13 protein-coding genes and 1 tRNA gene are annotated in these 23340 nt (G+C 56.6%); 1 reads left to right on the top strand and 13 read right to left on the bottom strand.

From position 1 onward, the window contains the following. Nucleotides 1-628: 628 nt before the first annotated feature. From IPI01_09485 to IPI01_09545, 13 genes are all read right to left on the bottom strand, one after another. Nucleotides 629-4528 carry a T9SS type A sorting domain-containing protein gene (locus tag IPI01_09485; GenBank protein MBK7258016.1) on the bottom strand — a complete coding sequence of 1300 codons (3900 nt, stop codon included), beginning with the start codon at nt 4526-4528 and terminating at the stop codon, nt 629-631. Between the two features lie 1015 nt (nt 4529-5543). Then, entirely contained in the window at nt 5544-8423 is a 2880-nt protein-coding gene (locus IPI01_09490) for a T9SS type A sorting domain-containing protein (GenBank protein ID MBK7258017.1), read from the bottom strand. A gap of 832 nt (nt 8424-9255) precedes the next feature. Continuing rightward, nucleotides 9256-9331, bottom strand: a tRNA-Thr gene (locus IPI01_09495). A gap of 130 nt (nt 9332-9461) precedes the next feature. Beyond that, nucleotides 9462-10340 carry an MCE family protein gene (locus IPI01_09500; GenBank protein MBK7258018.1) on the bottom strand — a complete coding sequence of 293 codons (879 nt, stop codon included), beginning with the start codon at nt 10338-10340 and terminating at the stop codon, nt 9462-9464. Further along, nucleotides 10340-11188 (bottom strand): ATP-binding cassette domain-containing protein, encoded by an 849-nt coding sequence (locus IPI01_09505; GenBank protein ID MBK7258019.1) that lies wholly within the window; start codon nt 11186-11188, stop codon nt 10340-10342. Before IPI01_09505 ends, IPI01_09500 begins: the two co-directional genes overlap by 1 nt. A gap of 15 nt (nt 11189-11203) precedes the next feature. Beyond that, on the bottom strand, nt 11204-12004 hold the full coding sequence (locus tag IPI01_09510; protein ID MBK7258020.1) for an ABC transporter permease: 801 nt from the start codon (nt 12002-12004) through the stop codon (nt 11204-11206). A 233-nt stretch (nt 12005-12237) separates the two neighbouring features. Then, the gene (locus IPI01_09515; GenBank protein ID MBK7258021.1) at nt 12238-12585 is read right to left on the bottom strand and encodes a hypothetical protein; all 348 of its coding nucleotides are present in this window, start codon (nt 12583-12585) and stop codon (nt 12238-12240) included. 103 nt (nt 12586-12688) lie between these two features. After that, the gene (locus IPI01_09520) at nt 12689-15037 is read right to left on the bottom strand and encodes a BamA/TamA family outer membrane protein (protein ID MBK7258022.1); all 2349 of its coding nucleotides are present in this window, start codon (nt 15035-15037) and stop codon (nt 12689-12691) included. Continuing rightward, nucleotides 15038-19687: a translocation/assembly module TamB gene (locus IPI01_09525; protein ID MBK7258023.1), complete on the bottom strand. Its 4650-nt coding sequence runs from the start codon at nt 19685-19687 to the stop codon at nt 15038-15040. Nucleotides 19688-19842: 155 nt separating this feature from the next. Next, a complete protein-coding gene (locus tag IPI01_09530) occupies nt 19843-20937 on the bottom strand; it encodes an AI-2E family transporter (GenBank protein MBK7258024.1) in 1095 nt (364 codons plus the stop codon). 84 nt (nt 20938-21021) lie between these two features. After that, nucleotides 21022-21309, bottom strand: coding sequence for a YtxH domain-containing protein (locus tag IPI01_09535; protein MBK7258025.1), 288 nt, complete (start codon nt 21307-21309; stop codon nt 21022-21024). Nucleotides 21310-21452: 143 nt separating this feature from the next. After that, nucleotides 21453-22361 (bottom strand): YihY/virulence factor BrkB family protein, encoded by a 909-nt coding sequence (locus tag IPI01_09540; GenBank protein ID MBK7258026.1) that lies wholly within the window; start codon nt 22359-22361, stop codon nt 21453-21455. Nucleotides 22362-22463: 102 nt separating this feature from the next. After that, complete coding sequence (locus IPI01_09545; GenBank protein ID MBK7258027.1) at nt 22464-22685, bottom strand: hypothetical protein; 222 nt, start codon at nt 22683-22685, stop codon at nt 22464-22466. 270 nt (nt 22686-22955) lie between these two features. On the opposite strand from IPI01_09545, the gene IPI01_09550 reads away from it, so the two are divergent. Beyond that, nucleotides 22956-23324, top strand: a complete 369-nt coding sequence (locus IPI01_09550) for a cyclase (protein ID MBK7258028.1) — start codon at nt 22956-22958, stop codon at nt 23322-23324. The last annotated feature ends 16 nt before the right edge of the window (nt 23325-23340 follow it).

The raw sequence follows: 23340 nt of genomic DNA on the forward strand, positions 1-23340 counted from the left end.
GCCGTCACCCCCTCTTCTCCATTCTGCTTCCCTAGGTTTTCGACGGTTCCATACCATAGAGTCGAGGCTTTCGGGCAAGAGCCCAAGAAAACTCCGGGCTACAGTGACAGCGGTCGGGGTTACATAAGAGACGCATCGGATTCCAACCGAGGCGCATACCAAAACCGAACATAGCCTTCTCCTTCCAGATAAAAGACGAGGACTGGACGTCTCGCTGCAATTTCTTCCCGCCGAGATACTTCGTTTGCTTGGATCATCTGCACCAATTGGTGGTTCGATGATCGCGTCATCATCCAAGTAAGAAACACATAGATGCCAGTGATTACGAGAAGAGCAACACTGGTAAGTAGCTGCAGGAAAGACCAGAACCACATTTGTCACCTCCTACGTAACAAAGTCAAGTTCAAGAATTCCAGTGAGAATTGTTGATCCATGGAGTGCAGACTTCCTCACCCCTCCACATTATGTAGATCTATTCGAAACACACGAGGATTGTCCAACCCGGCAACAATGAGAAACCTCTTCCATCCTTTCGGACAAAAGAGGTCTCGTCACAATTCCTTCCCCGCACGCCTCTCGCCGAGGACGCTATTCTATGATGGCAGGTTAGGGAAACGGATCGGGATTGTCAAGGAGAATCGGTGAGAGATCCCAAGGTCGCGCAGGAATAGAAAGGGCCCGAGAGGTCCCGGGCCCATAGTCGATCACTAACGGACAAGCAAAGCTTCTTCGTCTCCGTGAACGTTCCCGCCTGCATTCGATAGAAGTACACGCCGCTAGAGAGATTTGTTGCGTCGAACTTCACTTCATGATACCCAGCTTCCATTTCATCGTTTGCCAGTTCTGCCACCTCTTCGCCCAGGGTGCTGTAGACGGTCACCCGAACGCGACCTCGCGCTGGCATCCCGAAGGCAATAGTCGTTGAGGGGTTGAAAGGATTCGGATAGTTCTGCAACAGGGTATACTCTGTTGGCATATCCGTGGCCGCCACGCTTGTCACGCTTCCGGTGAGACCGGAGACGGCACTGATACCATTGATACTGTACTTGCTCGTGTCTGAAACAATTCCACCCAAGCCGCCGGGAGATACGTATCTGGCAGTCGCAACAAATACTTGAGCGTCACTCTGCCGCCAGATCTTCCATCTGATTGTTTCACCGGAGGAAAGGCCATCCTTTGCAGGCGTGGTGGCATCATCGCCAAACACAGCAATAGCTACGTTGCTTGTGCCCGTCCACACGTCATATCCCGCGCACGCCTGCGTCCCAAGTGAGTCGTAGAATACTCCAATCACATCTCCTGCGGTGATTGGAGTACCATCGATCATAGGATTCGCGTTCGTTGGTACAATCACCGTATGGCTCACGCCCGTATTGGTGAAGTACCAAGGCTGGATGACACGCACCGAGTGCGCACTTGTCGTCGAATTGTCATTCTCAGCCGTAATCGAGAGGGCACTCTTTGCCGGGTATTCCATCGTCCGTGCTGCGGACATTTTGATCTGATAGGCCTGGCCCACCTTTAATGTCCCGATACCGTTCACTCCGACTGATGGAATGTAGGTCTTCGCATCCTGATCCTTTACCATCACGATGTCTCCCACAATCCCGCTCAAAGCCGAGGCGATGGCCATTTCGCTGTCGCGCACGTAGGGCATGAGGCTCCATCCCAATGGAAGAGGTATCGTCAACGCCCACGGCACGATTTTCTGTCCCGCAACGCATAGACTCCGTGCAGTTGCCATCTTGATCTGATAGCCTTCGGTACCGACCCATGGACCAATGCTGTTTACCATGATGGACGGAATATAGGTCTTCTGCGCCCCGTTCTTTACGATGATCACATCACTCACGACGGATTTGAAAAGGCTGTCTAATGTTGTTTTCTGCGGCATCACATAGCTCGAAATAAGACTCCACCCGGCGCGAAGGCTTGTGCAATGTGTCGTGATTCCTCCGACTAGAGACACCAGCTGACTGATACCGTTTGTTGAGTAGGTGTTTGCATGCGTGATCAGGCCGCCAACCTGCGAATAGGTTGCCTCAGCGTCGACTATGTTGCCAGCATCTGCCTTGAAAATCTTCCACTTGAACACTTCACCGGCAAGCAACCCATCCTTTGCATTTGATGTCGGATCATCGCCAAATGCAGATAAGGCAATGTTGTTCGTCCCTGTCCACCGTTCGTACCCAGCACAAGTAAGAGGCCCGCTGGAATCATAGAAGACACCGACATAGTCACCGGATACGAGTGAGGTCCCGTTGATGTTCGGATTTGCCCCGGTCGGAATCACTATCGTGTGGCTGATGCCTGTATTGGTGAACCTCCAGGGCGGCGCAACAACCGGAGGCCAGCCTCCCTCGTGATAAAGGGTATCGATCTCACCTCCTCTCAAAGCGCGGTTGTAGATACGGATTTCATCTAGGAGACCTCCGTAAACATTCCAATCGTCATCTCTCGACCCGACTCGTGCATTAGTCGATGGGTTAGCCTCGACGCTAAAGGTGCCTGAACCGTCGGCAGCACCATTTAAGTAGAATTGAACATTTGTACCGTTAACGACAAATGCGGCAAAGTACCAAGTGTCATTCGATAGAACCGTGTTGCCGAAGAGATCTGAAATGGTACCGTTCCTGCAATTCGCCCAGAGCTTCTTAGTGTCTGCATAATGACCGAAACCGATATGAAGCGCTTCACTTCCGCAGCCCATATAGATTCCTGAGATGTTTGTGCTGTCGGTCTTGAACCAACATGCAAACGAAAACGTATTCCCACTTTGGATTTTTAGGTCATAGGGCGTTTGAATGTAGGCATTCACTCTATCAAAGAAATAGGCTCTGTTGAGGCTGCCGAACCTGTCTGCCGTTAAGGTGGCACCACTGACGGTACCATTGTTTCCATTCCCGCTTGCGTCATTCGCATTTCCACTAAATGGATAGTAGGCGACAACGCCGCTTCCAACACTGAATGCCGGATCATGCCAACTACTGGCATCGGTAAGAACAGTATTGTATCTATTGGAAGAGGCAAAGGTGCTCACTGAAAGATAGTAGTCTCCCGGCAGGGCAGGCGCATTGCAGTAGAAGACCGCTTTCTTTGTGACCCCTATGCCGTAGTCTTCCGGAACACTTGACAGATTGACATCATATGGAGCAGATCTATCGCGATCGAAATAGAGACCACCGTTCGCAATGACATCTTGTGCGCCAGCATACGTGGGGTTCTTGATATCGAGTTCAATCCGCAATGGGGTCCCGGGTTGCACAACTCTAAGTCCCCCGTCAGGCAGGAGTTCATTCGTGTTCTGGATATATACACTCACATTGGGCATGTATGGAGTGTTTTGCGTGTGTGTGTCATACGTGATTTGATTCTCGATGATCGTGATCCCAGTCTTCTCACCCCGGAACTGCTCTCCCCAAGCAGTGATCCGATTGACATACACTCTGTAATAATAGCCGCTGCCTGGTGCGATACTATTGAAGGTCACCACAGAATTCGCATTGGCCTGCCCCTGGGCCACCTGAACGCCGCTGCCATTGTAGAGCTCTATCCGTGCATTCGTTCCTGGCTGTCCCCAATTCTCTGCGTCGTAGAGGGTGATCTCTAGAGATCCAAATCCAGTATCGAAGACGACGTCACCTGGATACATCGGGCAGATGCGATATCCGCGCGGGCCTTCGCTGCCCGAAGCGGTGGTGATGTAGCCACGGATGGTGTCGATCCGCGTCCCATTCCCCATCGCCGCATAGATGCGGGCCCAGGCCGTGTCCGCGGGATAGAGCGGCAGCGAGCTGGTGCCGTGGCCAAGAGTGAAGTAGTGCGACCAGTCGTAATCCGACATTTCGTTGCCGGCGCCATCGACGAAGCTGAACGTCCCACGGCTCGTGCTGACCTTGTTGTTCACGGTCACGTTGTGAAACTCCACATACATACCTTCGAGCGGCTCACCAGTGGCGAACTTGATGGTACCGGTTGAAAACGCGCCAGTATAGAAATCACCAATATTCTTTACAAGAGGCTTCGGGAGCGGTTTGGAGCCGAGGATAGTGATCGGATGGCCGGCGACTGGCTGGATCTGTGTTGCGCTCGTTCCTCGTGAGGTCGGGAATTCGCTGACCACACCGACGAAATGGATGATATCCCCCGCCTTCACATTGAGGAAGCCATCGACTTTCAGCTGATTACTGTCGGCAATGGAAGCCCGAAGGAAGATCCCTCCCCATCCGGTTGCATTCGCCGTCGTATCATACACAAGCATCGTCCAGACGCCAGCAGAATACGTGATTATCCCCGGAGGCACGACCACCTGAGCCGTGACACCCACGGTATCGGCGTTGTATGGGGATACCTGTAGCGTCCAGCGGGGCTGAGTCGAGTTCGCACCGAAATTGGTGATACCATCGGCCAAAGCCAGAGATTCGGCCGGTACCTCCTGGAGCTGGCGCACCGAGACCTCGGGGAATTGAGCCAGCGAGGTGGTCGCTGCAGTGGCCAGGAACAAGATCGTACAAAGTACGCGCTTCATGTTACCCTCTCCTAGCATGAATGATCCCTTCAAAGACATGCATATCCCCTTCACTTCCCCATGATGGAGCTCACCTGATCACAAGGAGATTTCCCGTCCCCACATTGCCGCTCTTGCTGTCCTTGACGCTGGACAGATACGAACCCGTAACGTTCGCCTGATTGAATCTCGCGATTGGGTGCTGCGCATGTAAATCGTCCGAGAAGCGCAAGGGGACATCACTCTTACCGAACTGACGGAACCACCGGATCCATAAGCAGTATGTGGGTTCAGAATGCAGAAGCGTGACTCAAACGACGCATAGACAACATCCGGATTCCGATGGAGTGTGAGAGGATTCCACGTCACAGACGACATCGCCGCTCTACTGGTGCCAGCCACCCGGATTGAATCCTCCGTTGCTCTGTCCCATATCTCAAACATGTATTGCCCCCAACACCTCTCCAACCTAGATAATCCATGTGACCTCCCGCGAACTCATACTCTCCGGTGCACAACTCACTCCCAACAGGACAACAGTCAACCAGAAACGATTAGATCTCGTGGATCTCATGGTCACAATGATCAGGCGACACAATAGCAAGGCCTCTTCCCGCGACTTCGGGGAAAGAGGCCGATCGAATCAATGAACGGTGGGGACAAGTCGTACGCTCACCCATATGCCAATATCGTGATAGGAAACCTAAATTGCTATGCCTCAAGTCAGACGGCACACCCCGGTTCCACTTCCCCTCCCTCATGGACTGAGTCGAAGCGGTCTCGACAATCTCAGGATTCCCTTTCATAACCGCCGACTGCTTTCACTAATCCACCCCCTTCAACGAATCCAAAAACCTGTCATGATCATCCCTTGCTGGGAGGTTGACGGGCCTGCTGGAGGGTTGTCTCGATTGAAGTCTTCCTTGACCGCGCGCGCGTTCCCCCGTCGAGCCCGGCATCCTCCGATGTCGGGTTCTCATTGAAAGGGCCCGGAGATGAATACCGGGCCCTGTTGCAACTTCCTAAATTTCCAAGCTCACTTCAAGAGCAAAAGCCTCTTGGTTGCGGTGTAACTCCCCGCCTGCATGCGAAAAAAATACACCCCGCTCGGAAGTCCTATTGCATTGAAGCTGACTGAGTGATAGCCGGGATCTAGATCCGTATTTGTCACTTCAGCAACCTCTTCGCCGAGAGGGCTGTACACCACCAACCGCACTCGAGCCCGAACTGGCAGTCCAAATGAAATTGTCGTAGTAGGGTTAAATGGGTTCGGATAGTTCTGCTGGAGAACCCAGTCATTGGGCACTCCTTGCAGGGGATTTGCCACAGACAACATTGAACGGACAAAATGTCCCCTCGTGCTGTACGGCCCCCACCCCGCCAGGTTGTGTGCCCGTACTCGCCAATAGTACTCAATGCTCTTCACCATGCTTCGGATTACTGTCGACGTATCTGTCAGCAGGGAGTCCGTTGCTTTTATGGTAAATGCTGAATCGATACTGTACTCCATCCAGTACTTGTCTACGAACGGCCCAGTCGAGTTCCATCTCAAACTAAGCGTATCGGCATTCACCACGGTGTTCTGAGAAGGTTGAACAAGCACAACGACGTTTGGTAGGGATAAACCCGTCGAAAACTTCCATGCCTCTGAATATGTACTCACCCCCGCCGCTGCATTGTAAGCGTTCACATGCCACCAATATGATGTCAGGAACGAAAGCGAATGCAACACAGCGAATGTATCCACCGTCGGATAGTCTCGCTGAATAAGTCCCGACGTGAATGTAGAATCTCCGCCAACTTGCAGATGAAACGAGGTTGCCCCGACTGGCCGGGTCCATCTGACCGTCACAGGCGTATCCAATCCTGTGATCGATGGTGCCGGTGCGATCATGATTGGTATCGTGGTGTCGATCAACTTGGTCTTGAACGGCCGTCGCTCAGACCATGGTCCGAATACGCTACCGTCCTTTGCGCGGACATGCCAATAATAGGTCTGGGCATATTGCAGTCCTGCAACGCTCCGTGAAGTATCGACCTCGGCGCTATCATTCAATATCAGACTTGATACCAATGAACTATCAGTCCCGACCTGGATATGAAAAGCGGTTGCCCCTACTGGGCGCGTCCACCGTAGTGAAGGCGAAACAGGCACTTCTGTGGCGCCACTGTCCGGGGAGATGAGTTTGGGGACGGACACCGTCACAGTGAACAACGGGCCGTGCCAGTAGCCCCCGTCGGTCACAAGCGGTCCGCCGGAGAAGACTGTATTAGCGGATACGCTCAGAGAATAGTTGCCGGCCTGAGCGGGTGTTGCATACAGCGACACCGTGCGCGACTGTCCTGTGGCATAGGTCTGTGCCATCCCTACAACCTGCCCATCGTAAGGCAGAGCCCTATCTCGATCAAAGTAAATTCTCGGATAGGCGTCAGCTACGCTGGCGCCAGCGAAGGCAGGATTGGCCACTTCAATGTCGATGCGGATCTGGGTACCAAGCGAAATAGTCTTCGGAGTCAGTGGATCCAAGGGAAACAACTCGTTCGTGGCATTATCATAGACGTGCATCGCAGTTATGAGGGGTGTGTTGTGGGTGTGTGTGACGTACGTTGTGACGTCGGCCGAGACGACTACACTACCCTGCCAGCCCCAGTACTGCTCCCCCCAAGGTGTAGGAATGGCGTTCAATACCTCAAACGAGTAGGTCCCTGGAGACAGGTTGGGGAACGATACCACCGAATTGCTATCCGCCGCTTTCTCCGCAACAATTTGATCGAGATAGTTGTATAGGCGCACCTTTGCGGTCGGACCCGTCAGCCCGTCGGAAAGGTCGTTATATAGCGTGATGCTCAGTGCCCCGACCGTGTTGTGTACCTTTCTGTAAACGCCGGTGTTGGTCCCCACGTAGATGGCATTGTCGTTGACAACGATGGCCTTCTTTAGTGTCGGCAGGTTGGAGTTGATGTTTGTCCATGAGGCACCGTCGTTCGTGGACTGCCAGAGAGTGTCCCGAAGGCATGCCCAAAGCACTCCTTTGTGGACAGCGATCGGCGAAATGCTCGGAAAAGTATCAGCGCCCGGTTCAGGGAGTGCCGAACTCAAGGATGTCCATGAAGATCCGCCCGCGGGCAGCCTCGTGATGTTCTGGTACCAATAGCCGGTGCTGGCGATGTAGAAATCAGATCCATCAAGAGCAAGCGCGGTCATGCCAGTCACATTCATCGAAGTCTCTTGTGGTGGTGTGGGAAGGCCGCTCCATGTCGTACCCCCATCCGTTGACTTGTATGCGAGCATCCTTGTCGTGATTCCGGCGACGGTTCTGTAGACCAGGTAGACATCAGATCCGCCGTCACCCGTGATGAACCTCTCCGGATAGGTCTCTGGAGGGGACACCATGTAGAAGCTCCCACCGCTCGGCCAAGTTGCTCCCAGATCGGTTGAATATGCCAATCCGGGAGCCCCCGCAGCACCTGTACCATAGTACCCCCAACCTACAATTATCTTCGATCCTTTTACGGCAAAGCAACTCGGACTTACCGGGGAGGTACTAAAAATTGTGGCCCGAGGCAATGTGGACATGTTGACCTGTGACCAGGTTCCAATCCCCTGATTAGTGGAGACAAAGTAACCCATGTTGGTCTTCACCATGACGCTGGTGCCGTCAGTTGCTAGTCCGCTGATATTCCCAGCGTTTGTGCCGGCAGAACCGAACACAGTGACGTTTGTCCAGCTCGTACCGCCATTGGTTGAACAGTAGAGGCCATTGGGGGTTCCGGCCAGGATGTTCGCATTGGTCATGACCATACACTTCACGGTGTCGTTGGACCAGCCGCTATTCACCTTGACCCAGTCCTGGGCGTCCGCGGATGCGCAGATAGCCACCATCATACAACCTGACATAAGAGTTCTGAGGTTCATCGTTCCTCTGGAGGGATGTTCAAATACCTGCGAATAGTATAGGTAGACCGACTGGGATTGTCAATCCAGAAATGGAAAGCTCTCATACACTCGTTTCCGCCCCTGCATCACCACTTGGCATTTACTCGGCGCTACCTTCGACTGTGGAGGCCCGAACATTCTCTTCAGAATGATATCTGCCTAGCTCTCCTTGCGGATCGGGGCTGACTTGTTCCTCAGCATTTTGTCTATGTGATCGAGCAGGTTCTGGTTCATGTGTTTGTCCTTTCAAAATTGTGTGTGATTCCAAGGAGGTGGGTTGTTTCGGAATAAGTGGGCTTCCCCGACCCCATCCAAGCGCAAGAGGTCCATCTGCTGGCACCTGGATACGATCTTATCTCTTCTTACCTGAACCTCAGGCTGGTGGTATGCCGGACAACTTTTCCGAACCCTTCAGGATATTGCGAAAGAGATCCACAGTCCTCTTGGCGTTGTGAATCTCGGCGTACCTCAAGAATTCATCCTGGAACTGGGCGAAGCTGAGAGCGCGGTGGGACGGCTGGACGAGGGTCTTGAATTCGGTCAGCCCTTTCAGGGCATCCGATCGAGTGGTCGCACCGGTGCTTTTCCAGCGTCTCAGACCATCCTGCTGGTACACGATATAGTAGAGGCCGTTGGACCTTCTGAATAGGGTGAGTTTTGTGGGGGCGTTGCCATTGCTAACCTCCTCGTGGCCGGACTACGGCCGAGTTTGTTAGCACTTCTGTTAGCAGTGGCACAAATGAAAAAGGACCTGGTTTCCCACCTGGGGGGGGGGCGGGCCAACGAAGGGAAGCGCTAAGTCTTGTCGTTTTGGAGCTGGCGGGCGGATTTGAACCGTCGACCTGCTGATTACGAATCAGCTGCTCTACCAGCTGAGCTACGCCAGCGAAGGCTATAAAGATAATGATTTTTCAATTCCCACGCAACTCCCGCCGTAGGAAAAGGGAAAATGAGTGGTGCAAGGCGCCGGCGCCTCGCCTCGTAGATCATCCTGCCGCCGAACAGAGACGCTCAGTCCTAGAACCCCCAGAGCAGGAAGCTGTTGCGCGCATCCTCCATGACCCGCTTCAGATGATACGATCCTACCTTCAAATTGACGAGGGTCGTGTCCAGGGTCAACGCCGTCGTTGAATCCATGAGAAGCCTCCCCGCCGCCCCCCGACCCGAGCGGATCGAAGCGACGATGTCCGAAAGATCGCCGGTGAGCCGTGTTGCGTTTTCGATCGGGACGGCCAGGTACGTGCTGTCCATCAACAGTTTCCCCAACGTGCCTTTCCCGGAGCGCAACGAACCGGAGACCGTGGCGAGATCGTCCGAGATCCGCGTGATATTGTCCCGCGCCTCCTTCAAGTACGTGGAGTCCATCACGAGCTGACCGATCGTCCCCCTGCCCTCCCGCACCGATCGAACGATCGCGGACAGATCTCCCGTGATCTGTTCGACGTTGTCCCCCGTGGTCTTGAGCGTGAGCAGCAACCGGTCGATATCCACCGGAGGCCTCGTCGCGATCACACCGTTGTCCTCGATCTCCGGCTGGTTCTCTGTCCCCGGCATGATCACAACGATCTTGTTCCCCATCAACCCTTCGCTGCCGATCGTGGCCACCGCGTCACTCTTCATGAAGCGATGGGCATCCTCATTGATGAGCATCTCCACACGCACCGTGGTGTCGCTTTCCATGTGAATGCCCTTGACCAGCCCGACCGTGACCCCCGAGAATCTCACATTGTTGCCCGCCTGAAGGCCACTCACATCGCGGAAGACGCCGCTGATGCGGAACGTCGAAGCGAAGAACTGCTGCTTGGCACTAATATAATAGAGAACCCCTGCGAGCAGGAGAAATCCTATAGCTACGAATATGCCGAGCTTCACGTAGTTGGTCGGGGTCGATCCCATTACTGCTTCCCTTTCGTCTGCACTGCACCACCCGTAACGGACCGATCGGCATGCCACGCAAAGAATGAACGCACCCATTCGTCTTCCGATCGCTCCAGCTCATCGTAGGTACCACCTGCGACACAGTACCCATCGTTCAACAGGACGATCCTGTCGGCGGCGATGTTGGCACACTCGATGTCATGCGTGATGATGATGGAAGAGGTCTTGTACCGTTCCTGAACCTCAAGGAGGAGCCTGCTGATCTCACGCGCGGTGATGGGATCGAGGCCCGTGGTCGGTTCATCGTACAGCATGATCTCCGGTTTCTGGATGAGCGTCCGCGCCAACCCGACACGCTTTCGCATGCCGCCGGAAAGTTCCGATGGCATCTTCTCGATCGCTTCGCCCAGGCCGACGTCGTCCAACGCGGTCTTGATCAACTCCGCCTGCTCTTCCGCAGTGGGCTTGACCTCCAGACTCCTCAACGGGAACGCGAGGTTGTCCCTGACACTCATCGAGTCGTAGAGGGCGCCGGCCTGGAACAGGAAGCCAATGCGATGCCTCATTGCGGCCAGTTCTTTCTTGTCTACCGTCGTGGTATCCTTCCCAAAAAGCATGATCGTCCCGCTGTCAGGCTCCAGAAGAGCCACAATACACTTGATCAGCACGGACTTCCCCACCCCCGATCTGCCAAGGACCGCAAGCGTCTCCCCCTTCGCTACCGCAAGAGAAATATCCTTCAGCACTTCGTGCGTGCCGAAGGCTTTCTTCACATGCTGGATCTCGATCACGTTCTGTGGCTTTCCGGTCTGTGTCTGCGGCGACGGTTCCGGAGTTGGACCGACCTCTGATGACGCTGCTCTCATGCCTCTGCCCTGTGCTTACATGAAAATGCTTGTGATCTGGACGGCGACCATATCAAGAATGAACACTGCCAGCGACGCGGTGACGACCGCGGAGTTCGCAGCCCGTCCCACCCCCTCCGTTCCGGTGTTCGCGTTGTATCCCTTGTAACACCCGATCAGTCCGATGGCGGCCCCGAAGAAGAAGGTCTTGATGAACGCAGGAAAGACATCCATGAACGTGAGCTTCGTCAGGGCCTGGGAAAAGAAGAGCGTGAAACTGACATCTCCACGGATGTTCACTCCGAGGTACGACCCGTAGAATGCGAAGGCATCGGAAAAGACCGTCAACACCGGGATCATCAGCATGGCCGCCACCACCCGCGTGACGACAATGTACTTGAAGGGATCCGTACCGGAGACCTGCATGGCATCGATCTGCTCCGTTACACGCATCGATGAGAGTTCTGCACCGATGCCGGAACCGACCTTGCCGGCGCAGATGACCGCGGTGATGATGGGGCCGATCTCCCGCACGATCGATACCGCTACCATCGCCGGCAACCAGGACTCTGCCCCGAACTGGGCCAGCGTCGGCCGCGATTGGATGGTCAGAACGAGCCCTATGATGAACCCCGTGATGCCGACCAGAGCCAGGGATTTGTTGCCGATCAGATACGATTGCTTCAGGAATTCCCTGATCTCATACGGTGGCTGAAACACGGTCCTGAAGAACCGCACGGCGAACAACGCGAGGGATCCCGTGTCGGCAAGAAATGATCTGACGACCGACACGTTGTGCCCGGGCGGTCGTCCCGGTTGACCTGTCCTGATCTTCATCTGGTCCTTGTACCCCCAATGATGTGCCCCCGGATGTCTTTGCCCCCTTGGCCTTCCCGCGTCGCCGGAGGCCTCTGCATACGCCCCGGCGTCTGGGCACATGCAGCCACCCTGACCCCGCACTCCGGAGGGATCCCTATCAAGATACAGAGGGGATACACTCCGGAGAATCGCCTGAAAGGATGAAAGAGGGCTTAATCCTTCACCCCAACCCGCCGTCACACGATCTGATCCTATTTCTCCTCGACATCCACCTTGAGGGCCGGCGGGTCACCGGCCAGAATGGAGATCGTATAATTGTTGTTCGCTGACGCGGTGAAGCTTGTCGACGGCGAGATCGACTCATCCTGAATGACGGCGGTGACGACGAGACTTCCCTCCGCAACATCCTGGAATGCGCTGTACGTCCCGGTGACGACGCCATTCTGATTGATCGTGTACAGATTCGCCTGTTTGAACTGGACATTCGCCTTTGTCGGACGCAGATTGGCTACCCGAACACTTGGCGGCTCTTCCTCGGAACATCCGGTGAAGAACGAGAATGCGGCAAGTGCGACGATCGCACACAGTGTACGTTTCATGACCTTCTCCTTGATAGTGGACCAACGTGATCCCCCTGTGAGCCTCTCCCCGCTGTCGGTCACGGCACCCGCAAGGCCATACGGGTCCATAGCAGCCACACATCTAATATGGATATCCAACCGCTATGCTGAGCACGAGATTCTCCTTTCGCCATGATGCACGGCCAAAGTCGATCTTCCGTATCACCCAGCGTTCGCTTTTCACCAGGGAAGGCACCCTCAGGGGAAAAGCCAGATCGAAGCGCAGTATGAAGAACGACAGATCACACCGTATCCCGACACCCGTTCCGACAGCGATCTCATCAAGAAAGGAACTCCAGGCGAAGGTTCCTCCCGGACGAGCAGGATCGTCCCTGAGTTTCCAGATATTCCCCGCATCGACGAACAGCGCACCGTGCACGATGCCCGCTATGGGGAATCTGTATTCCACGTTCGCTTCGATCTTGATATCGCCGGCCTGATCCTGGAACGACCGCGACGCAAGGCTGTCCGGTAGCCGGTACGAACCAGGACCGAGTGACCGGGCATCGAACGCGCGCACGCTATTGCTCCCCCCGATGTAGAATTGCCTGATATACGGGAGGGCAGAGGAATTGCCATGCGCGATCCCGATGCCCGCGATCAATCTGCTGGCGATCGACGAGGACCTATCGTTCGTGTTATAGTACTGCCGGACATCGATATCGAATCTCGAGTATTCGGCATATGCTGCACCCGCGATCGTATAGGGACTCTCCGGCGTTCCTTTATCCCTGCGGAAGAGTGACTGGACCCCATGGATGAGACTCCCGGAGAGATCGATCCCCCCCCGGAAATACAGAGAGTTCTTCCTGTCGCCTTCCAATTGATCCGAGTACGTGAAGGAGTACGTCTGACCGATGATGAATTGATCCTCGATGCTCCGCCGCAGGAAAGGGTTTGCCACCAGCATGGCATTGAATTGGTCGGTCGCCCGCGTGAGATGGGCAAGCGTGATCGCGATGGGGTTGAAGACATGTTCCTTGCTGAGCGTCTCATTCCAGGCATATCCGAAGGAGGCATCCAGAGAGAACACCTGATAATATCGGAGTCGATGGAGCATGCGGACCCCGAGGAGGATGTGCGTCTTGGGAACATACCTGGTCGAGAAATCCCCGGGGACAAATGGCATGAGGAATTTCGGGAATTCCAGTTCGGCCCGCGATCCCAGTTCGTAGGAACTGCCGCCCGCACCTGCTCTTCCGACCGGCACTTCGAATCCACCCTCGAAGCTGAGCTTGAACAGTTCAGCGCCACGGAACATGTTCCGGTTGCGGAAACTGGACTCAATGACCGGCCCCAGAACGTTGTTCGACTTGGAGATCCCCTTCAATTCAAAACGCAACGACTTCATCAACAGCGGGGTGAGATAGATCTGTGCATCCAACAGTGAAGTGTCGACCCCGACGAACCGGACGTCCACGTACTTGAACACGCCGAGGTTCATCAACCTGGTGAGGGTACGGTCGTGGTCGCGCCGTGCGTACAGCCCGCCCCTGACAAAGAAGATGGAACGGACGATCACTCCTGGATCGAACCTCTTATCCAGGTCGATATACCTGAGACCACCCACGATCGTCGTGTCCCCCACAGGGATCACGCTGCTGTCGCGATTGAGCCCGTACCCGGAATAGACGGAGATGTTGTTGATGGTATACGACCGTGTCGCCGCTTCCGGGATCCGTGCCCTCAGGCCAAGCACCAGATCCACCTTGCGCTCGCCCACGGAACTGTCGGCCTGGAACATGATGAAACCGGGGGCGAACGAATAGTACCCTTGATCTTTCAATACCGAGTCGATGCGCACGCGCTCCTGTTGCAGCGCATGCAGATCGTACTGCTGTCCGGTCTTCAACCCGGTGTCGACCATCGACGCCCTGATCGCGGCGAGCACAGGCGAGTCAGCTCCTGAGACACGGACGCTGTTGATCGCATACGGGGGACGAATGGTAAGATCATAGCGCACCGCTCCCGTGCGATCCTCTTCCAGCACTTCATAGGTCACCCGGGCCTGAAAGTATCCTTTGTTTTCCAGGATCGTGCGCATTTTCGCCGCGACCCTGTCGGGTTCCACTGTCCTGAGAAGCACAGGTGGCTCTCCCACGGATTCTCCCAATATCCCGACGTTGTAGAGCCATAGTTTCAGCCGGAAGAGCCCCAGCACCTTGCTGTTCGGCCTCGGTGCGATCACCGTCTTCAGCTGATCCCGGAGATCACTCTCATCGGGTAGCTCTCCCTCATGCTCGATGTGCAGATCCGCGCCGGTATACAGCTTTTCACCCCGGCCGAGGCTTCCCGTTGTGCTGCATCCTGACACTACCGCGAAGAGAAGCACGACCAGTCCAATGAAGACGGGTCCAACAGCCCCGGGTGTTCCATTCCCCCGGGCCGGACCCGGGGCGGAGGACAATGGTAATGATGTCAGATGGTGCATCTATTTTCCTGCCACAGGTGCGCGAACGGGGGTCAATGTGATACCAAACAGCTTGTCGTAGTCGATCGTGAATACGATCCCGACGCCGGTTTCCACGAGATCCCCTTCAAGAGCATCGCCATTCGTATTGTTTCGGAACATCAGAAGCTGCCACCGCCCATCCTCGGTCATCTTGTACCCCACCCTGATATCACCGGCAAAACTGTTCAATGAATTGCGCCGGCTCCACTCGCCTTCGAGATCCACATTGCCGCCGATCTGCACGATCACGCGTTCGCTGAAGAGCTGTTTCGTCAGCCCGAGCTGCAGCTGCGTCCGCCCTCCCGGCGTGCCCGATGAATAGTCCTCGTAGGATTCCACACCGACCCCGAGGCCGACCCCTGTGACCATGCCCGCGGAGAGACGGTTGAGCTGCTGGGTAAGTATCTGACTCAGGCTGGACCGCGCAAACCCGGTGAGTCCGACGGCACCCGTGCTGGTGGCCAGAGGATTGGAAGGAATGAACCGGCCAAGGACGAGGAGCGCAAAAACCTGTTTGCTGAGTTCAGATTCCTGAGCGTTCAGTTCCCTCAATTTTGCGTACAGCGCCCCGCCAAGAGCTCCCCGCTGGGTGGGCGCAAGATCGAGGCGGAGGCGAATGTTCGGTTCCAGCAGCCCGCCATCCATCATGAGAAAGACCTGGATGGGAAATTCCTGTTTGAACTTGTTGCGCTCTTCCTGACTCATACCCGTAAGCTGGTCCTGCACGAGGTCCAGGGCCGACGCTTTCACCGTGTAGATCGCAGTGATATCAAGGGTCGCATCGGTCACCGAACCGACCCATGTGAGACTGCTCCCCTTTTCGATCGCGAACTCACGCCTGATCAAGTCCCCGAAGGAAAGTTGATACGATCCATCGAGGATCTCATAGCGCCCGGTGACGGTAAAAGCCTCTCCCGGTTCCATGCTGACGCTGAAGGTCCCCTCTCCATGGATCACAAGGGAGTCACCGGCGATCGGATCGATCAATATCCGCACTCTGGCTTCCTTGTCGACCTCAATGTTCGACGTGAGCGTCATGAGCGTGGTCCGCTCTCGCGACCGGGCTGCAGCCGGCCCTCTCCCCGGTTTCCTCCGCGCCATGATGGGGTCTGCCGGATGCCGGACATCGACGAATCGTACGATCCCGGAACGCTGCTCCAGCGCGAGGTCCGAAGCGGGGAGCACGATCGCGAGGTCCGTTCCTTTCCCGGCATGCGCTTGCGCATGGATCACAGGCCTCGCAACATCTCCGCCGATGACGATGTCACCATCGAGTACGATCACCCCGTAGTATAGTGCATCCCGGGTGGCCCGGGTGTTCATTACCAGGAAGTGTTCTGTGTGAAGGCGCAGATCGTAACCGAAGTCACGGTAGTCATCGGTCAGCAGACTCCCGCTCAGTACCGCTTTGTGGCCAAGGGTGTCGGTGATCTCGACGGAACCGACATGCATACCCCGCGCATCGAAGGTGATTCGGCCGTCGTCCACGAGCAATAAGGAACCAAGGGCCGACGGGGACACCGTGGCATGACTGAATGTCAGGTCGCCGGCAACAGAGGGATTTCGCAGCGTACCCGTCACGCGCACCGCTCCCTCCATGCTTCCCGACAAACGCTGCACCGATCCGAACGCAAGCGGTTCGATGGATGCGAGGTTTCCTTTCCGACACTCAACCACGAGGTCGAGAGTATTGGGGCCCTCCGTGTTCCGGTAGCTGCCGTGCAAGCCGATATCGTTCCCGTTCCCGGTGATATCCAGGACCACCTCGTAGCTGTCCGCCGCCCGATTGGCTGCGCGGAGGAGTATGTCACCCACCTGGTGCTGCGCAAATGCGAACCGTGTCACGGCGAGATCGGATGTGAATGCCAGCTCGTCCCCGAGACCGTGCAGGACGATGCTCCCATCCACCATACCCCTCACCAGGCCACTGTCACGCTCAACGACACGGGAGAACGTCGCGAGGTCCACATCGGTGAAGTCGATCTGCAACGGCGGGAAGGGGAGGTGCGTGTCGCGGGTGTTCACCGACACGCGTTGCGCACCCCCGCGCAGGGCGACATTATGCGCGATCACGCGGCCGGCTGCGAACAGAATGGCATTGTCGGGAGGAGCTTGCCATACCGTATCCTGCAGTACGATACCCTCCGGACGGAATCGGAATTGATAGCCGTCCGGCACACTGGTGCAGACTCCCGCAATGCTCATCTGTGTCGTCCCGCCGCCATCCGCGGTCTGCAAGGACATGGTGATGCTGTCGACCTCTGCAATGGCATGGAATCGCAGGTCCGTCATCCGGACCACATCGCTTTCCACCGAAGCGACCCGGAACGTGGACCGCATCTGGCTGGCATCGGACATCACTTCGAGGCTGAGGCTATCCATTGCGAATCCGGCATACGACAGTGCGCTCACGTCGGCATGCAGGTGCAGAAGCATATCCTCGCTGCTGTACGTTCCGGTAAGAACTCCCGGGCCCAACCCCGCAAGTCCTGGAAAAAGCACGTCGGTGAACATCGCCGGATCACGCAATGAGAGGGTGAATGAGAATGCCTGGGGGCGCAGGACCGTTGGCATGGATGACTCGTGAAGGGCGAAATACCTCCCGACATGGTGCGTGACGACCGCCGGCAGATCCCCCGGCGATACGGTGCCATCAAACGCACCCGTGAGGATCGGCGACTCGATACGGATATGCGAACCATCGTCGGCATTCGTTGCAGTCACGGTCAAAGAGTCGATGCGGAAGCGCCTTCGGCCCTTCATGACCTTGACATCATACACGCCAGCCCTGCCATTGATGTCGTCCACGGTGCTTCCCGTGGCAGCGGCGGTCATCAGACCGGCAACACGCACGTCCTCCGTGGTCAGGCGGAGGCGCTGCAGATCGGCGCCCTTCACATCGAGCATGAACGTATAGACCGGACGCTCACCGGTCGTATTGGCCGTCCCTTCGAAAGCGAACGCCAGACTGGAGTCGTCCATCACCGCGTTACCGCTGAAGATCTGACCCCCGGCACTCCCGTGTACGGAAAGGCGCTGCAGCGTGACCCCACCATATTCCATCTTGCTCACTTCCATGTCCAGGGTGGCTTCAATGCCGGCCATATCCAGGCCTGTTCCCGCAGCTGTCCCCGTCATGGTCACGGGACCGAGCGCCTGCAGGTCTCGGACCAGGGCACCCGCGTTGAATCCCTCTGTCCGCACCTCTGCCTGCCATCGCGGGCTCCGTGAGGTGTCATTCCCTGCTGCACTGAATTCCCCACGTGCCTCCAGGCCCCCAATACTGCTTCTGACAGTCGCAGCAGTGGAGAAACGGGATCGCGTGCCGCGGAAACCGCCACTCATGTGGATCACGGCGGGTACAACGAGACTGGCCGGTACCAGCGAGTCCGGCACAAGCGCATGGACATCCTGCCGGACAGTGGAGAATTCCCGCAGATCGATATCGAAGGATGATCTCTCAAGATCCGGCAAACCCCGGATCGCTCCGGATAGATCGAGTGTGGTTGCATCGCCCGCCGACAGGCGGAGGTGTTCCACCGCGAGGTCTTGCAACGTCCCCGCGAGCACGAAGGTACATTGCAGTGTCATGCCCGGGGCGTGTTTCAGAGGGACCGAGGGGATCAACGCATGCAGGTCCGGGAATGCGAAAGAAGATGCGAACATCCGAGCCCTGACCCCGACCGTCCCGGAGAGATCGACGAGGTCGGACAACCCATCGTATGTAAGGAGAAGATCCAGGTGGGCGCGGCTGGCGGGAGTCTCCAGAATGACATCGGTGAGCTGAGCGTGCACCGAGTCCACCGCGAACTCGCCGGACAGTTCACGGAGGTTGAGGCCTCCGCGCTCCCGGAATGATGTATGCTGAATATCCGCCGCCCACCGTGCATCGCCGATCACGATAGTGCCGGCACGCATGGAAAGATCATCGATCTGCAGGTGATCGGGGTCTATCCCATAGACCGTTGGTGGCCGCTCACCGGAGTGTGTCCGGGTGAGGCGCAGAGCGGTCTGCTCAAGAGTCAGGGCATCGATCTGAAACTGCATGTTGTCCAGATCGAAAATGCCGATCGAGGCATCGAGTGCGCCGAGATCGAGCCGCAGGTCGACACCGTCTCCTTTGCTGTGGTATGTTGCGTGGATCCCGTTCAACGTCACGCCACCCAACCCGATCTTCCAGCCAGGATCCGCCGGTACGTGCCCGCTGGTATCAGCCGGGGGTTCCGGGGTGAAGGCCTTCAGGAGAAAGTCGAAATTGAAAGCGCTGTCCGGTGCCGTACGGGAGATGTGGGCGGTGAGCGAGTCGATGCGCACATGCCGCAGTGTGATATCGTTCGACAGCAGGCCCAACAGGTCGATATCTGCAGCCAACCTCCGGATATACAGAAGCGTGTCCCGTTGCAGACTTTCTATATAGACGTCTTCAAGGACGACCGAATGGGTGAACGCGATCCTCACCGCACCGATCTCGATGCGGCTATGGGTCTTGCCGGTGATCGATGCCACGACACGTCGGGCGATAGCATCCTGCACTGCAGGGAGTTGCAATGCCACCACGCCGAGAATGACGACACCCACCAGGGCAACGATCACCCATCGGGCGATCTTCAGAGATCGGCGCGTCCACACACCGTTCATCCTTCCTATCACAGAGACTACCGATATACGTTCCTCCTACGGTCAATGGCCTGGCACCGGGTCAGATCTACACGCGACACAGACTCTTTGGAGGGTCGTCTTTCAAGGGCCCGTGCGCTGGGATGTCCAGGGCAATGGGGTCATCGTCATGTCTTCCGCAGCCTCTGTTTCGATCCATCTGTTGTCCTGCCGGGTATCGTATCCCCCAGCAGGAGCCCCCAGGGCGCCAGAGGTTCGATCCTGTCGCAGGCCACTTTAAGGATCGCCACGGCGGGAAGGGCAAGGAACATTCCGGACAATCCCCACAGCATGCCACCGATGATCACTGCGAGGATCGATACGAGAGCATTGATGCTGACGCGAGAAGCGACCACATACGGTACGATCACATTATTGTCGATGAACTGGACAAGGCTGAAGGCGCCCACCACGCCGAGGGGGTACCACAGGGAGTCTTTCGTTATGATGGCCATGATCATCGGGAGAAGCCCCCCGATCAGAATGCCGACATACGGAATGAGATTCAGGATCGCTGCCAGGACGCCGAACAGCACTGCATACTCGATCCCGAGCAGTAGGAGTGCCCCACTATTGAGCACTGCCACGATCGCTGTTTCCATCATCAGGCCGATCATGTACCGGTTCACCACCTTCCGCGCTTCGAGGAGCGTCGCCTTGACAATGCCGGCCTGCCAACCGGACGCGAGTCGAAGGACAAAAGCGGCCAGAAGATCCGCGTAGAGCAGCATGACGAACGCATACAGGGGCACGAGAATGATCAGGGACGTCAGGTCCACGAACGCGAAGAATGTGCGGCCCAGCACCCCGCCGAGATTCCTTTGCGCTTGCTCCAGACCCTGTTCAAGCCAGCGCAATTGTTCTGCATACGTGACACCCAGGTATTCCGTGACGAAGGCCTGGAGCCTGGCGAGATAGAGATTCCCCGCCTCCTTCAATCGGGGGAGGTCCTCTCCAAACTGAGAGATCTGCATCCCGATGACCACGACGAGTGCCACAACCCCGATGCAGGCAAGGCTCACGGCGATGGTGATGGCGAGTAATTGTGGAACCCTGTGTCTCTCCAGAAACGAGACAAGGGGAGAGAGCAGCACCGACACGAGCGCCGCATAGGCCAGAGGGATCATCACGTCGCGGCCCACGTACAGGATGAGGACCGCAAGCGACAATCCGAGGAGGATGGTCGTAAGTCTGGTATACCACGCTGGTGTGTGCTCGGTCATGGGTCGCTTTCAAGGTGATGCATTCCCGCGAGACGGTCCTGGCCGGTATTGCTATCGGGTCGGACCGGCACGCAGGGTCATGCCTCACGCCCGTCGCCCATGCTTCACAGTCCCGTCACCGCCCAGGACGTCCACGGCACCCTTCACCCTGTCGGCGATCTCAACTGCGGTACCTCTGGCACTTTCGTATGTATCTTCGATGGAAGAGACGTACCCGTTGGCCGTGTCCTTGATGGTCCCGAGATAGCGGTTCCCCCGCGCGGAGATCTTCCTCCTTGTATTGGAACCTGAATCCGGGGCGAACAGCACTCCGAGCGCCGCGCCTGCAGCGATAGCGACTATTGCACCTGCGATGATCTTACCCGCACTCATGGGTGTATCCTTTCCTGATTGGATGATGACATCCTACAGCATGGAAGCAGCCCCGCCTGCTTGTATCGGTACTTCGCGATCGGGGTATCCTGACACACATTTTTGATACGGAAACCGGTTCCGTCCGGTCACGCGTCCCACGGCTAGGGGAGGGTCGCACGAACCTGAGCAACAACATGCACGGCATTCGCGCCCGGCCGGATCCCCGATCCGAACCGCGTCGCGTAGAGCCGGGTGAACTCAGCACCGAAGAGCACGATCTGCGCCGAATAGAACGCCCACAACATGATGATGACGAGTGAACTTGCCGCCCCGAATGTGGAGCCTATGGCGCCATTCCCCAGATACACGCCTATCACCAGCTTTCCGAGAGCGAACAAGACCGACGTGACCCCTGCTCCAACCCAGACATCGCTCCAATTCACGATCGCATCCGGGATGAACTTGAACATCAGTGCGAACATGACCGTCACGCCAACGAACGACATCAGGAACTCAACGACGTTGACCAGGCCTGCGAGCTGGGCAATGTTGCGGCCCAGATAGTCGCTCACTGCTGCCAGGACGGCACTGAATACCAGGGAAACCAGAAGGAGGAACCCGATCCCGAGTATGACCGCAATGGCAAAAAGCCGGGTCTGAATGAATCCCCGGATGGTACCCATGGGCGTATGGGTGACTCGCCAGCTCGCGTTCAGGGAATTCCGCAATTGCACGAATACCGCTGAAGCCCCGAGCAGGACCATGATCGTGCTGACCACCGTTGCGAGGACATTGGAATCCGCACGGTACGCGTTGGTGATCAGGGTCTGAACGAACTGCGCCCCCTCAACCCCGATCAGCCCCCGGATCTGATCCACCAGATGTCCGCTCGAGGCTTCCTGACCAAAGCCAACACTGGACAGGACGATCATCAGGATCAGGAACGGCGAGAGAGCAAAGACCGTGTAATAGGCCAGGGCGGCGCCCTGTTCGACCAGGTCATCATCGTCCCATGCTATCGCCGCATCCCTCATCAACAGCCAGAGATCCTTGAACCATCGGGTTGTCATTGTGCCATCACCCCATGACCGTGATCATCAACGTGATCGGACGCGGCGCTCCCCGGGGAGCAGTTCTGAGCGCACCGATGTCCCGGGTGATACCGATCCCTGTCAGACCGCAAGGGAGCCCTTCCTGCTGACGACGAACAGGATGCCACCGATGATGATCGCACCGACGCCCACATAGGGTTGCCAGGCGATCGCATGGTCATTGTCCTGTGTTATCTCGATCGGCCCCAGATCCACCACTTTCTCTTTCGTCACAAAATTGAATCCGCTGTAGAGGGTCATTATCAGGCCCATCACCATGAGGATGATACCGAGGGTTTTCATCGTGCGATCCCTTTCCGATTGGATATCCACTGTGCGATATGTTCGCCTTTTCGACACTCATTGGTACCATTGTTTCGGCGGGATTCATATCGGGCAAGAGGATGAATGCGGGACTAATCCTCCCTGGTGAGATCGGGGGGGGGGAGCGAAAAGGATCACCCCAAAGAAAGGGCGTTTCGCTCCCCCTGCGGGGGAACGAAACCCCTACCACTCCCGTTCAACAGTATGCACTCCATCGCGGAGCGCACACTCACCAAACAGGGATCTTTCATGATGAAGCATGTGCTGTTGGCAGGCCTGGTGCTCGCACTAGCCGTAGGCGCCGTTGCGCAAGGGACGAAGAACGAAGAAAAGGCAAGTGGGAAGGTGACCGTCGTGATCACGCACGAGGTCAAGGACTATGCCGCGTGGAGAACGGTGTATGATGCGGATGACCTGAATCGCACCAAGGCCGGATTCACGAACCCGGAAGTGTTCCGTGATGCAAAGAAGCCGAATTGGGTGAGCGTCATCGGGGAATTTTCGAGCCCGGAGGCCGCGGAGTCCTTCATGTCGAACCCGAAGCTCAAAGAGATCATGGGGCGTGGTGGTGTCCTGGGGAAACCGGAGATCATGATCCTGACGAAGACCGGGTCGTAATGCTGCACCGTCCGGG

This window comes from Ignavibacteriota bacterium (assembly GCA_016707525.1).
In the GTDB taxonomy this organism is placed as follows: domain Bacteria; phylum Bacteroidota; class Ignavibacteria; order UBA10030; family UBA6906; genus JAGDMK01.